Raw genomic sequence first — 13306 nt, 5'->3', positions numbered from 1 at the left:
ATGGTAGCGTCACCCTTTACAAAACGTTGTTATTTTTGAAATAACAACAGCGTGCGGGGATTGTGATCAAGTTTTATCTCTCAGGAGGGATATGTGGTAGAACAGAAAAAAATTCGGAAGGCCGTATTTCCGGTCGCAGGTCTCGGTACCCGTTTCCTGCCCGCAACCAAGGCGGTTCCGAAAGAAATGCTCACTGTCGTTGACAAGCCGGTCATTCAATACGTCGTCGATGAGGCGGCGGAAGCAGGCATTGAGCATTTTGTATTTGTCACCGGCCGCGGCAAGGCGGTGATCGAAGATTATTTTGATATTCAATTTGAACTCGAACAGATGCTGCGTGAGCGCAACAAGAATGCCGAGCTGACATTGCTGGCCGGCCTTCTGCCCAAAGCCGGCACGGCAAGCTTCACGCGCCAGCAGGTGCCGCTTGGTCTTGGCCATGCGGTCTGGTGTGCTCGCGATATCGTCGGCGACGAGCCTTTCGCCGTGCTGTTGCCGGACATGATCATGCATTCGCAGAAAAGCTGCCTGAAAGGCATGGTCGAGCTTTACGACCAGACTGCAGGCAACGTGATCGCGGTGCAGGAATGCGCTCCCGACCAGACCCACAAATACGGTATCGTTGGTGTGGGCGATGCCGTGGGCGAAGGTTTCAAGATCACAGAAATGGTCGAAAAGCCTGCCAAGGGTACGGCGCCGTCGAATTTCTACATCAACGGTCGTTACATCCTGCAGCCGGAGATTTTCGACATTCTCGAAAATCAGGAGCGTGGTGCAGGCAATGAAATCCAGCTGACGGACGGCATGCTGACGCTTGCCCAGTCGCAGGAGTTTGCCGGCTATCACTTCCGCGGCCAGACTTTCGATTGTGGCGCCAAGGACGGCTTCATCCTCGCCAACGTCGCCTTCGCTCTTGAACGTGGGGATATTCGTCCGGCGATCGAAGAGCCGATCAAGGCGCTGATCGAGGGACTGAAGTAACAGACCAGAACACGACAAAATCCCGGCCTTCGCGCCGGGATTTTTGTTTGGTGATTACCGCTTCAGGACAAGTCCTGCACCGACGCGGAATTCGTTGCTGTCATAAACCGGCGTCCACTGGTAGCTGACGTCGGCGGTCAGGTCGAGATAGCGGTTCAGCCCCCATGTCAGGCCGGCACCTGCCGTATATTCCACGGCATTCTCGATGTCGGAGGAGGGGAATGTGCGGTGCACGATCTGTCCCGTCAAACGTGCGACCAGATTGTTGCGTAATTCGTGGGTAAGCCCGGCATCCAGCCGATAGGAAATCCAGCCGCCCTGCGGACCGCCGGCAAAATCCTCAATCGTCGTGCGCAGGCCGAGATTGACATTCGTTCCGCGCTGCGGCGACCAGTTGAGTTCGCCATCCAGCGTCAAGGCGCCGATGGAGGCAAGACGGTCGTCATCATATTGCTTGCGCAGATAACCGATGGCGGCCTCGCCACGGGTCTTTTCGCCGAGATCGACCTCGGTTCCGATCTTCGCACCATAGGAATTGGAGGAGCGGGCGTAGCCGGAATTATCCAGCCGACTGTCATATTTGGTCTTTCCCGCATTCAGTTCCAGGAACGGGATCAGCGCCGGCGACAATTCGTAACCAATGCGCCCGCGCAGGTTCGCACCGTTCTGGTCGCGATCGCTGAGGCTGATCGGCCGGCCATCAAGGCCTTTCGCATCCGTATAGACCGTGCGGGAGAGATCGAGCGCCGCAAGCCCACGCAGCTTGCCGAAGTCCCGCTCTATCGATGCGCCAGTCGTGAAACGATGCTCACCGCCCTGCACGGCGGCGCCGGTCAAAGCATTGGGGTCCGTCGTGTCTTCGCGGCTGAACTCGTAACCGGCTTTGAGATTGGCCTTCGTCTCTTCGCCGAGATCGAGGCGCAGATCGGCCTCTATCCGCGCCCGGGGCTCTTCGCCATCCTTGTCGCCACCGAAGTTTCTCTCCCAGGCGCCGTCGCCCGTCACGGTCAGCGCGTGGCGGGACCAGTCGCTGGTAAGCGTGCCGCGGATGCCTGTTGTCAGATAGTTGCGTCTGGAGGGACCACCGGTATTTGTCTGTTTTTCCGTGTTGATGGTCTGGCTGATTGCGGGACGCAGCAGGAATGTACCGAGCCGGATGCCGGGGGTCTGGCCAGGCTCAGCTGCTATCTGCGGATTTTCACCGCCATCCACCGTCGGCTCATAGGGGTTTTCAGCCTCGGCATAGGGTTGGCCCGCATCGTCCTGCTGTTCGTAAATCGGGTCGCCGGGATTGTTCGAGGGGCGCCAGAGCTGCTGTGGCGCAGGCGCGGCGGCCGCAGGTGCAGCCTGTTCTGCATCCGCCGCTGCTCCAACGCCCGTTGCCGGGGTGGCCGAAGTTGTTCCGTCGCCGGCGGGAGCGGTGCCGGGCAATAAGGGGGTGGCTGTAACGGTGGTTTGGGCGAAAAGGTTTGTCGTGGTGGAGCAAAGAAGCGTGCAGGCAAGCAACAGGGTTGCTGCTTTCCGCGACGTCTGCAGACGTGTGGCGGCGCCCTTCACATTCATTCCTCTTCACCCGGCGAATTTGGCCGATGCCGGATCGACAATTCGCCAAAACACTTCCCCGGGCCAAATGAATGAGAGGCCGATGAAATGACGTGGACAAACCAGGGACCCGACAGGCGACGCAAGTTTTAACATCGCTTTAACAATAGGTTTTTTATGGTTAACAGTTGATAAAGATCGCTGGGATTTCAGCGTTTTGGCTACCGCGTGAAAATCGGTGAGGCTCGCGCTCACGGTTTGCAATCAGAATTCTGCCAGCCGGAGGAACGGAAAACCGTACCGCAGTGCAAAATATTTCTAATATGATAAGATTTAAACGTTTCAATTTGGCACGGAATCGCCCTATGATTTAAGGGTAATGGGCTTTCTATTGCTTGGTAAATTCTTTGATTTTTATTTTATGTGACAGCGTCGTTTCATGAATTCCGTTTCGAACATCAAGCAGGTCGGTTTTTATTGCTGGGATATTACCAACGACCGATTCTATCTGGATGAGGTCTGTGCGGAACTCTTCGGAATTCCGTTAAGACAGGCGATGCAGGGTATCAGCATTTTTCAAATGCTTGAAAAAGTGCATCTGGATCATCGAAATCGTGTGATCGAGACCGCCTTGATCACCCTGAAGGCGGCAAGCTTTTACAATCAGGAATATGCCGTGCGCCGGGACGATGGTTCGGTGTCATGGGTAAGGACAGTCGGGCGATATCTGGTCGATGAAGAAAACATTCCTTTCAAGCGGCTGGGAACGATCGAGGAAATCTCTCCGCCGGACCTGCGGCACTAAAAAGCAGCACTGGCCGGCTGAAGAGTGGACTTATTCCGGGTGAAAGAGTAACAGTCGGCCATGATTACGCGCGCCGTCAAACTGGTCGAAGACAATGCCATCTCATCCGCTGTGCGGACGATTTCGATGGAGCGGGCTGGTCTTGCCGCCCTTGAGGCCGCTCTCACCAACGGTCTTTCCGAGCCTTTCTGCAAGGCGATTGAGGCAATCGGCCAGTCGAATGGCCGTCTCATCATCACCGGGGTCGGTAAAAGCGGCCATATCGGCGCAAAGCTCGCCGCCACTTTCGCCTCCACCGGCACACCGGCGTTTTTTGTACACGCGGCCGAGGCCAATCATGGCGATCTGGGCATGATCGGTGGTGACGATGTGGTTCTGGCGATCTCCAAAGGTGGTGAAAGTGCTGAACTGCGCAGCATCATCAACTATTCGCGCCGCTTCTCCATTCCGCTGATCGCACTCACCTGTTCCGAGACTTCATCGCTGGCGAAGGCCTCCGATATCGTGCTACTGGTCCCCAATGAACAGGAAGCCTGTCCGCTTGGTCTTGCACCCACCACTTCCACCTTGATGCAGCTGGCGCTGGGCGATGCCCTTGCTGTGGCACTTCTGGAGGCCCGCAATTTCACTGCCGGTGATTTCCGGGTGTTTCATCCCGGCGGCAAACTGGGCGCCAGCCTGACACTGGTCAGCGATATCATGCATACCGGCGATCGTGTGCCGCTGGTGATCAGGGGAACAGCCATGCCGGAAGCGGTCGGCGTTCTCTCCCGTAAGCATTTCGGCTGTGTCGGCATTCTGGATGAGGATGGCCGTCTGTGCGGCATCGTCACCGAGGGTGATCTGGCCCGCAACCTGTCGCGCAACCTCGCCGAATTGACGGTGGACGATATCATGACCCGTACTCCGAAGACGGTCAAAAAATCGGTGCTGGCGACCAGCGCGCTGGCGACACTGGAAAAATTCCATATCGGTGCGCTGATCGTGGTGGATGATGACAACAGGCCGATCGGCCTTGTGCATTTCCACGATCTGTTGAGAATAGGCGTGGCCTGAGGCCACAGGGCTTTCTATCGGTCTATGGGCTCGATCGTCAGCGTGCGGCCGCGTGCTGACGCAATCCTCACGCGGGTTCCGGCCGGGAGGTCTTCGCCATTTACCGGCCACCACGTGTCGTCCAGCCTTATCCGGCCACGTCCTTCGACAATTGGCTCCTGCAGCGTCGCGGTGCGGCCAACAAGGCTTGCCTCGCGCTGATTGAGGAACGGTTCATCGGTGACGGCCCGGTTCCTGCCGAAATATTTCCGGCCGAGCAGGGCAAAGACGACGGAGAGCGCGGCAAACAACACCAGCTGCAATTGCCAGGCCCAATATGCCGCATCCCATAAAAGCAGCGACACCGCGCCGATGACCAGCGCGGCAAGGCCGATCCAGATCAGGAAAACGCCCGGAGCGATAAGCTCGGCGGCCAGCAGCACAAAGCCGACGATCCACCAGCTCCATGGTCCCAGCTCAGTGGCAAGCCGTTGCAGCATCGTTATCTCTCCGATGAGGAACCGAAGGGGGAAGGCCGGGTTGGCGGCACGGAGCGGGTCGGGGCCGGGGCGGATGGCGCATCGCCCTTATCACCAAAAACCTCTCTCGCAATGGTGCCGATGCCGCCGAGTGAACCAATCAGCGCCGAGGCTTCCATCGGCATCAGCACGATCTTGGAATTCTTGGCCGTGCCGATTTCAGCCAGCGCCTCGGTGTATTTCTGGGCAACGAAATAGTTGATGGCGTGAACATTGCCGGCGGCGATGGCTTCCGACACCATTCGGGTGGCATTAGCTTCGGCTTCTGCCAGACGCTCACGGGCTTCGGCGTCCCGGAATGCTGCCTCGCGCTGGCCTTCGGCTTCCAGAATGGCGGATTGTTTTGCGCCTTCGGCGCGCAGAATCTGGGCGTTGCGGGCGCCTTCGGCTTCCAGCACCTGCGCGCGTTTTTCGCGCTCGGCCTTCATCTGCCGCGCCATGGAATCCACGAGATCCTTCGGGGGCGCGATGTCCTTGATTTCGATGCGGGTGACCTTGATGCCCCATGGTCCCACTGCCTCATCGACAACGCGCAGCAGGCGGTCATTGATGGCATCGCGGTTCGACAGCAACTCGTCGAGGTCCATCGAACCCATCACCGAGCGGATGTTGGTCATGGTGAGGTTTTCGATCGCCATCTGCAGATTGGAAATCTGGTAGGCAGCCTGTGCGGCATTGAGCACCTGATAGAAGGTGACGGCATCGGCCGAGACGCTGGCATTGTCGCGGGTGATGACTTCCTGCGTTGGAATATGAAGCACCTGCTCCATGACATTCATTTTCGAACCGATGCTCTCGAAGAACGGCACGATGAGGTTCAGGCCGGGTTCGAGTGTGCGGGTGTAACGCCCGAACCGTTCAACCGTGTAACGATGCCCCTGCGGCACGGTCTTGATGCCGGCAAACAGCACCAGAATAACCAGAACAACCGCCGCTATGACGACGATGTCGAAACCGCCCAATGCAATCATTACTTTCCCTCCAAGGATCAGAACCATCTGGGTTTTACCCCAGTAGCGTTATGGCAAGATTACACCCAGCCTTGCAACTCCTGTCTTACAACCTTTTCGAGAACGTTCATGCCCTCGGCGCTGTCGTTAAGACACGGAATATGGGTGAATTTCTCGCCGCCATTGTGCAGGAAGATTTCTCCGGCTTCACCGGCAATTTCCTCCAGCGTCTCAAGACAATCCGATACGAAGCCGGGGTTCATGACGGCGATGCGCTTGATGCCCTCGGATGCCAGCTTTTCCACGGTCTTGTCGGTATAGGGCTGCAACCACTCTTCCGGCCCGAAACGCGACTGGAAGGTGATCATGAAATTCTTGTCGGTCCGGCCAAGAGCCTCCCGCAGCAGGCGGGCGGTTTTCTGGCAATGACAATAATAGGGGTCGCCCTTTTTGAAATAGGATTGCGGAATGCCGTGGAAGGAGGTGATCAGCATCTCCGGCTCCCAGTCCAGCGTCGCCAGATGGTTTTTGACGGAGGTTGCGAGCGCCTCGATATAGGCCGGATCGTCGTGATAGGGCGGCACGGTGCGAATGGCGGGCTGCCAGCGCAGCTTCATCAGATGTTCGAATGCCTTGTCGTTCACCGTTGCCGTGGTCGATGCGGCATATTGCGGGTAAAGCGGGAAAAGCAGGATTTTTTCGCAACCCTGCTCCTTCAACGCATCGATTTTCGAGGCAATGGAAGGCTGGCCGTAGCGCATCGCCCAGTCGACGACGACGTTGGGCAGATCCGTCAGCGCCTCAGCCATCAGTTCGCCCTGGCTGCGGGTGAAGGTGCGCAGGTAACTTTCGTTACGCTCGTGGTTCCAAATTTCCTCATAGGCCTTGCCAACTTTCTGCGGGCGCTTGTTGAGAACAATGCCGTAAAGGATCGGATACCAATAGAGGCGCGACCACTCGATGACGCGCTTGTCGCTCAGAAACTCCGCCAGATAACGGCGCATCGACCAGTAGTCCGTACCGTCAGGCGTGCCGAGATTGACGAGCAGGACGCCAACCTTGCCGAACGTTATGCGGGGATGGTCTACGGGGAGTGCGGATAGTTCTGTCGCCATGAATGACACCCTGAAACTCGGACTGTTTGCGTGAGAGCTTTTCCGTCTGGAATAGGGGCGGAAAGGCTCAATCTTCTGTCTATGCATACCGGATGCGAACCGTGATGGCTTTTGCCGGAAATGCCCGAGCTATACGCCCGTGCCGTCGATTTGTTCACGTGTTCTAGACGAATTTTTTCAGGATTGAACCACCAACGGGTGTGATTTGCTCATTCAATGAGCGGTCACGCTGCTTTTTGATAATTCGCAGTGCACAACATACTGTTTTTTATGGAAAAATAAGAAGCCGGCCCCTTGGCTGAGGGCCGGCTTCCAGTCTGCGGCAAATTGCCCTGTCTTGCGGCTTCCGGCTTATTGAGCCGGAAGTTCGAGTTCTTCGCCGATCTCGATATGGTTCGGCCGTTTCAGAGTGTTCGCCTTGGCAATTCTGGTCCAAAGCGCGCCGTCGCCATATTTTTCCGCTGCGATCTTCCAGAGAGAATCGCCCTTTTCGACAACATATTTGCTGGCTGCTGCGGCTGCGGCCGCAGGCGTCGGGGCAGCGGGTGCAGCAGGCGCCGGAGTTGCGGTGGTGGCGGGTGCCGGTGTCGTGGCAGCAGGTGCTGTCGCAGTGGGTGCGGGAACTGCCGGTGCCGGCTGTTTTACAGGCGCAACGTAATCCGCCGGCGTTACATCGGTGATACGTCCGTCGGTTTGTGGCTTATAGGGGCTGTTGGCACTGATATAGGTCGCAACCGCATCTTCAAGGCTCGGGCCGAAGTCATAGGGATTAACGGCTTTGGTCGCGAAAACCTTGTAGCCGTCGCCGCCCGAGCGCATGTAGTTGTTGGAGACGACGCCGTAGGTCTTGTCCGGATCGAGCGGCACGAAGCCGTTGCCTTCCTTCACCTCGACGGAAACGACGCGACTGCCGGCAGGCTTGGAACGGTCGAACGAATATTTGAGGCCGGCGACCTGGGCGAAGCGCCCGGCCCCTTCCTCGATTTGGCCGGCGCCATTTTCAAGGGCGGCCACAACGTCGGAGCCTTTCAACTGGAATGTGGCGATGGAGTTCTGGAACGGCAGAACCGTCAGGACTTCGCCCATCGTTACTGTGCCGGCATCGATGGAGGCACGCAGACCGCCGCCATTCTGGATGGCGATGGTGATGCCCTGGTCCTTGACGCGATCCAGCAACGCGTCGGAAACGAGGTTGCCCATCGTGCATTCCTTGGCGCGGCAAACTTCCCGTGAACCGTCGATGGGAGCTTCAGAAGAACCGATTTCCTTTTTCTTCATTTCCTCGAGCGGGCCGGCAAGTTCCGTCACGCGCTTGGTGAAGCCCTCGTCGGGCGTGACGGAAGCGTCGAGAAGCTTCGGTGCGCCTTCGGCGGATTTAACCACACCGTTGTCATCGAAGGTCACCGTCAGGTCACCGAGATATTTCGAATAGGCATAGGCAGTGACGATCGGGACATCGATCCCGGACGGGTTCTTGACGAGAGTGGGATAAGCACCGGCAGCCTTCGGGTCAGTGCTGGAAAGCAGGGTGTGGCTATGGCCGCCGACGATGACGTCGATTCCGTCCACAGCGCGGGCGATTTCCTGATCCTTGACATAACCGACATGCGAAAGCAGCACGATCTTGTTGACGCCCTGATCCTGAATCTCCTTTACGGCGCCCTTCAGATAGGTGACCTCGTCTTCGAAGCTGATCTTGTCGCCAGGGGACGACGTCTCATTGGTGTCGGTCGCAAGCACGGAAACCACGGCAACCTTCTGGCCGCCCAGATCCTTGATGACATAACCCTTGTATTTGTCGGCAAGGATGGAATCGGTCGCTGCCTTGGTGTTTCCGGAAATGATCGGGAACTTCAGCGCATTGATGAATTTCAATAGCTCTTCCGGGCCGTCATCGAATTCATGGTTGCCGATTGCCATCGCATCGAAACCGATGCCGTTCATGAATTCCGCGACCGGTCCGCTCTTGTACTGCGTATAGAACAGCGAGCCCTGGAACTGGTCGCCGGCGTCGAGAACCAGAAGATTGGCGTCGCTGCCCAGTTCACCCCGGCGTGCGTCGATCGCGCTCTTCACGCGGGCAATGCCGCCGAAGCATTCGTTCTTTTCCGTTTCGGCAGCAGAGCAGGTTGAGTCGAATTTGTTGATCGCTTCGATGCGTGAGTGCAGGTCGTTGATGTGAAGAATGTTAAGTTTGTAGTCGGCCAGAGCGACCCCGGCTGAAAGCGTTATTGCGGAAACGCTCAGCATGCCCAGTCCCAAAATTCTTTTCATCGTCCCTCTCTCCTGTCTGAAACATAATACGGGCTTGCCGATCATCATCCGCCCGTGCTCCGATCATTCTTTAATCTGAAAGTATGTCAGGCTTTCAAAGCCGGATGTTTCCATTTAGCGGCCATTGCCGCAAGCGAAATTATGACAGGTGCGCAACAAAGAAAAACGCACGCCGGAAGCGTGCGTTTAAGAAAGCCATCTCGTTGAAAAGGCAGCTATATCAGCCTTGGCGCGTCAGCGAGAACTGGCTGTTGCTGTCTGTCGTGCAGTTCAATTGTGAAGGCGAGACGAGGGCGCAGTTGACGCGCGACTGCGTGTTGCGCACCAGCGATGTCATGTTGATTTCGTAGAGCGTCGGCGAAATCGTCACATAGGTGCCGGAGGCCAGAAGCGTGTTGGTGTCTGTCGAACGGGTGGAGAAGGCGCCATTCTGGAAGGTCGACACGATGCCGTTGCGATCGATCCAGCGGCCATCGACGGCCGGGCCGCGGGAAAGCGAAGGCGCCATCGAGGTCTGCTGCGAGGGACCCGGCGCGACGCATGAAGACACCGCGATGGCGGCACAAAGCAAAGCAGCGCTTGTCTTGAAGTTCATGAGCCTGTTCTCCTGCGATTCGATGAAACTTTCTGTGTTTCGACCATGCCGTGAAGCGTTCCTTATTTCAAGGCAACGTTGCTTGCTCTTGCTGGTTCCTCATATGCCGCATGAAAGCATCCATGTGACAAATATGAGACGTGGCGTCCTCACCGCACCAGAATGTTGCGGAACTGCCAGGGGTCGGAGGTGTCGATATTGTCGGGAAACAGGCCGGGGCGGCCGTCGAGCGGCGTCCAGTCCGTGTAGTGTCCTTCAACCGGGCCCAGATAGGGGCGCTGCACCTCCAAGCATCGGCGATAATCCATTTCATCCGCCTCAACGATGCCGACCTGCGGATTTTCGATGGCCCAGACCATTCCGGCCAGCACCGCTGAACTGACCTGCAGTCCAGTCGCATTCTGGTTGGGGGCGAGCGAACGCGCCTCCTGCAGGCTCAGCCGCGAGCCGTACCAATAGGCATTTTTGTCGTGGCCATAAAGCAGAACGCCCAGCTCGTCGGCGCCATCCACCAGCTCATCTTCGCCCAGCACATGTTGCACCGGTTGCGGAATGCCGCCATTGCCGAAGAGTTCGTGCAGGGAAAGGATGGCGTCGTTGCAGGGGTGATAGGCATAATGACAGGTCGGCCGATAGGTCACGTCGCCATCGTCATTGCGGACGGTGAAGTAGTCGGAAATCGAGATCGCCTCATTATGGGTGACCAGAAAGCCATATTGCGGTCCCTGTCCCGGACACCATGTCCGCACCCGCGTATTGGCGCCTGGCTGGTCGAGATAGATCGCCGCCTTGCTGCCCTTCTTCTGTTTTTTCGCGTTTTTCGGCATCCAGTTTTCATGGGTGCCCCAGCCGAGTTCGGCGGGCTGAAAACCCTCGGCGATAAAACCTTCCACCGACCAGGTGTTCCAGAAAGCGCCGAAGGGTTTTGGGTCCTTTGCCCGCTGCGTATCGCGCTCGGCCACATGCACGCCCTTGACGCCGAGCTGCTTCATCAGCTTTGCCCAGGCTTCCCGGTCATGCGGTTGCGGCTCTTCGATATCAAGGCCGGTATCCTTGGCGAGATTGATAAGCGCCTGCTTCACGAACCATGACACCATGCCGGGGTTCGCCCCGCAGGTGGAAACGGCCGTCGTGCCGCCCGGCTTGCGCGCCTTTTCCTTCAGCATGGTCTCGCGCAGCGAATAATTGGTTCTGGAGGCATTGTCGGCATCGGCGTCGAAATAAAAGCCGGGCCATGGCTCAACCACGGTGTCGATGTAAAGCATGCCGTGTTTGCGGCAGAGCCGCATCAGATCGACGGAGGCGGCATCGACCGAAAGATTGACGCAGAAGCCCTGGCCCTGAACGCCCTTGAGCAGCGGCTTCAGAACTTCCTTGTAATTCTCCTTGGTCAGATGCGTGCGGATGTGGTGAATATTCCTCTCGGCCAGAAACGCGGCGATATCTTCGCGCGGATCGATGACGACGAGCCGGGTCTTGTCGAAATTGAAATGACGTTCGATCAACGGAAGAGTACCGCGCCCGATGGAGCCGAAGCCGATCATGATGATGGGGCCGTCAATATCGCCGTAAATCGGATGGTTTGCGTCCGTCATTCGTCAATTTTCCTTTTTCAGCCAATAAGTAAGCTAGATCACAAAAGCGTGCCACAATAAAGGGCAGGTGGATGACGGACATATGACGGTCGGGGTGAAAGCAGCCATGCACGCGCATTCTGCCTCTTCGCATTTTAGAGACTGCGTTTATAATCAAGTTCTTCTTTTCGTCTTGAGACCAGCTGCTGGGGGGCTTTGGCCGATGACGACAGGGAGTTTTTGCCATCACAGGAGAATTGCCTGTTGAACAGTTTCATCGAGCGTGTCGCAGCGCTTCAAAGTGCCACCCCCGTTCTGATTGCCCTCTACGATTCCGAAGACCGGCTGCGGCATGCCAACCCGTCGTTTCGGGAAAGCTTTCAAATTACCCCGGAAGAATTTCCGACGTGGGCGGATATCATGCGGCTGAACCACCGCCTGCAAACCGGTGTTGTCGTTCGACACAGGGATTTCGAAGGCTGGCTCCTGTCGGCGCAGTCCCGGCGCGGCAAGCTGCCTTATCGCGCCTTCGAAATGGACATGTATGACGGCCGCTGGTTCTGGATGACGGAAACGGTGCAGCAGGATGGCTGGATGCTGTGCATTGCCAGTGACGTGACCGAATTGCGCCAGGGTTACCGTGCGCTGCGGCAGGACCGGGATCTGGCGGTGCGCGCCTCGCAGACGGATGAGTTGACGGGAACGGCGAACCGCCGTTTCGTTTTCGCCAAGCTGGCACTACAGGTGGAACGGGTCGGCAAGGGGCTTGAAGGACCCTTTTGCCTCTGCACGCTCGATATCGATTTTTTCAAGCAGATCAATGATCGTTTCGGCCATAAATGTGGTGATGCGGTGCTTCGCGATTTTGTCGGCATCGCCCATTCCGTCATCCGGCGGGTGGATTGTTTCGGCCGGATCGGCGGTGAGGAATTCATGCTTGTCCTGCCGCGCAGTTCGGTCGCCGAAGGCCGTGAGATTGTCGAGCGGCTGCTGCAAAAGGTCCGTCTTTCAAGACCTCTGGCCGAATTTCCCGATTTCTCTTACAGCTGCTCGGCTGGCATGACGACGTATCGGATGGCGGAAAGCGCCGATGATGTTTTTATGCGCGCCGATCAGGCTCTTTATGCGGCCAAGGAAAAAGGCCGCGACCGGCTTCTGGCGGTGACTGTTTAAACCAGTTCCGCCGCAATCAGCCCTTGCAGCGAATTACCGACGAAGAGCTTCCGGCCGGTAATATCTTCCGGTTTCAGCGCCTGTCCGCGCGCCTTGCGTTCGCGGATCAGGTCGGCACGCAGCACGCCCGGCAGGATGCCGCTGTCGAGCGGCGGCGTCAGCAACTGCCCGTCCGGCATTTCGACAAAAATGCTGGTCGATGATCCCTCGCACAATTCGCCGCGTTCATTGAGCAGGAGAACTTCATCCGCCTCTTCGGCTGAAAACTCGGCGCGGGCGGCATCATAGGGCTCGCGACGCGATGATTTGTGGCGATAGAAGGTATCCGTAGAATCAAGCCTGGTTTTTGTCGCGATACGAACGCGCCAGACCGCATTTGTTTGTACGGGGCTAAAATCGGCCGTCTCGATATCGAGTTCGCCCTTGTAGTTCATAACCAGCCTGACGCAGAGCGGTTTTTCGCCGCCCACCGTCTTCTCCAGCGCCTGAATTGCGTTGGCCGGGGCGCGAAAACCGAGCGCATCGGCCGACCGCAGCAGCCGGCGCATATGCTGGTCGATGCGCTGAAAGCCGGTTTGCGGCTCCCAGCGCAGGGTTTCCCTCAAGGTCAGATCGGCAGGTTTGCGTTTCATTGCCTGTGCTCGTCGCCTGTCATCATGGTCGGTTTCTGCGCCGGCACTATCAACCGGCAAAGCTTGTCCGAAATAGGATAGCCTTGCCGGC

12 protein-coding genes are annotated in these 13306 nt (G+C 57.5%); 4 read left to right on the top strand and 8 right to left on the bottom strand.

What is annotated here, in order from left to right:
* Nucleotides 1-93 precede the first annotated feature (93 nt).
* The gene (gene galU, locus PL640_RS10850) at nt 94-981 is read left to right on the top strand and encodes a UTP--glucose-1-phosphate uridylyltransferase GalU (protein WP_082185327.1); all 888 of its coding nucleotides are present in this window, start codon (nt 94-96) and stop codon (nt 979-981) included.
* Between the two features lie 54 nt (nt 982-1035).
* On the opposite strand, the gene uppP is transcribed toward galU, so the two are convergent.
* Nucleotides 1036-2544, bottom strand: a complete 1509-nt coding sequence (gene uppP / locus PL640_RS10845; protein ID WP_142841577.1) for a polysaccharide biosynthesis protein UppP — start codon at nt 2542-2544, stop codon at nt 1036-1038.
* Between the two features lie 418 nt (nt 2545-2962).
* On the opposite strand from uppP, the gene PL640_RS10840 reads away from it, so the two are divergent.
* Both PL640_RS10840 and PL640_RS10835 read left to right on the top strand, forming a co-directional pair.
* Nucleotides 2963-3328 (top strand): PAS domain-containing protein, encoded by a 366-nt coding sequence (locus PL640_RS10840; protein ID WP_142841576.1) that lies wholly within the window; start codon nt 2963-2965, stop codon nt 3326-3328.
* A gap of 60 nt (nt 3329-3388) precedes the next feature.
* Nucleotides 3389-4384, top strand: coding sequence for a KpsF/GutQ family sugar-phosphate isomerase (locus PL640_RS10835; protein WP_271361848.1), 996 nt, complete (start codon nt 3389-3391; stop codon nt 4382-4384).
* Between the two features lie 14 nt (nt 4385-4398).
* On the opposite strand, the gene PL640_RS10830 is transcribed toward PL640_RS10835, so the two are convergent.
* From PL640_RS10830 to PL640_RS10805, 6 genes are all read right to left on the bottom strand, one after another.
* Nucleotides 4399-4863, bottom strand: a complete 465-nt coding sequence (locus PL640_RS10830; RefSeq protein WP_271361847.1) for an NfeD family protein — start codon at nt 4861-4863, stop codon at nt 4399-4401.
* Between the two features lie 2 nt (nt 4864-4865).
* Complete coding sequence (locus tag PL640_RS10825) at nt 4866-5873, bottom strand: SPFH domain-containing protein (RefSeq protein WP_271361846.1); 1008 nt, start codon at nt 5871-5873, stop codon at nt 4866-4868.
* Between the two features lie 59 nt (nt 5874-5932).
* A complete protein-coding gene (hemH, locus tag PL640_RS10820; RefSeq protein ID WP_271361844.1) occupies nt 5933-6967 on the bottom strand; it encodes a ferrochelatase in 1035 nt (344 codons plus the stop codon).
* A 351-nt stretch (nt 6968-7318) separates the two neighbouring features.
* Entirely contained in the window at nt 7319-9241 is a 1923-nt protein-coding gene (locus tag PL640_RS10815) for a 5'-nucleotidase C-terminal domain-containing protein (RefSeq protein ID WP_271361843.1), read from the bottom strand.
* A 220-nt stretch (nt 9242-9461) separates the two neighbouring features.
* Nucleotides 9462-9836: an outer membrane lipoprotein Omp10 gene (gene omp10, locus PL640_RS10810; RefSeq protein WP_046799940.1), complete on the bottom strand. Its 375-nt coding sequence runs from the start codon at nt 9834-9836 to the stop codon at nt 9462-9464.
* A gap of 149 nt (nt 9837-9985) precedes the next feature.
* Complete coding sequence (locus PL640_RS10805) at nt 9986-11431, bottom strand: homospermidine synthase (RefSeq protein WP_271361840.1); 1446 nt, start codon at nt 11429-11431, stop codon at nt 9986-9988.
* Nucleotides 11432-11674: 243 nt separating this feature from the next.
* On the opposite strand from PL640_RS10805, the gene PL640_RS10800 reads away from it, so the two are divergent.
* Nucleotides 11675-12583, top strand: a complete 909-nt coding sequence (locus PL640_RS10800) for a GGDEF domain-containing protein (protein WP_271361839.1) — start codon at nt 11675-11677, stop codon at nt 12581-12583.
* Here the strand turns inward: PL640_RS10800 and PL640_RS10795 are convergent.
* Nucleotides 12580-13215 (bottom strand): aminotransferase class IV family protein, encoded by a 636-nt coding sequence (locus tag PL640_RS10795; protein ID WP_271361838.1) that lies wholly within the window; start codon nt 13213-13215, stop codon nt 12580-12582. The two genes, PL640_RS10800 and PL640_RS10795, sit on opposite strands and share 4 nt — an antisense overlap.
* Nucleotides 13216-13306: the final 91 nt, after the last annotated feature.

This window comes from Agrobacterium sp. ST15.16.024 (genome assembly GCF_027956545.1).
GTDB classification, from domain to species: domain Bacteria; phylum Pseudomonadota; class Alphaproteobacteria; order Rhizobiales; family Rhizobiaceae; genus Agrobacterium; species Agrobacterium cucumeris.
This window is presented reverse-complemented; position numbering and strand designations above follow the sequence as displayed.

Coding starts and splice junctions, on each gene's coding strand:
- PL640_RS10825 (WP_271361846.1), bottom strand. CDS start 5,873: ATGATTGCATTGGGCGGTTTCGACATCGTCGTCATAGCGGCGGTTGTT.
- PL640_RS10840 (WP_142841576.1), top strand. CDS start 2,963: ATGAATTCCGTTTCGAACATCAAGCAGGTCGGTTTTTATTGCTGGGAT.
- PL640_RS10835 (WP_271361848.1), top strand. CDS start 3,389: ATGATTACGCGCGCCGTCAAACTGGTCGAAGACAATGCCATCTCATCC.
- omp10 (WP_046799940.1), bottom strand. CDS start 9,836: ATGAACTTCAAGACAAGCGCTGCTTTGCTTTGTGCCGCCATCGCGGTG.
- hemH (WP_271361844.1), bottom strand. CDS start 6,967: ATGGCGACAGAACTATCCGCACTCCCCGTAGACCATCCCCGCATAACG.
- PL640_RS10815 (WP_271361843.1), bottom strand. CDS start 9,241: ATGAAAAGAATTTTGGGACTGGGCATGCTGAGCGTTTCCGCAATAACG.
- PL640_RS10805 (WP_271361840.1), bottom strand. CDS start 11,431: ATGACGGACGCAAACCATCCGATTTACGGCGATATTGACGGCCCCATC.
- PL640_RS10830 (WP_271361847.1), bottom strand. CDS start 4,863: ATGCTGCAACGGCTTGCCACTGAGCTGGGACCATGGAGCTGGTGGATC.
- PL640_RS10795 (WP_271361838.1), bottom strand. CDS start 13,215: ATGAAACGCAAACCTGCCGATCTGACCTTGAGGGAAACCCTGCGCTGG.
- uppP (WP_142841577.1), bottom strand. CDS start 2,544: ATGAATGTGAAGGGCGCCGCCACACGTCTGCAGACGTCGCGGAAAGCA.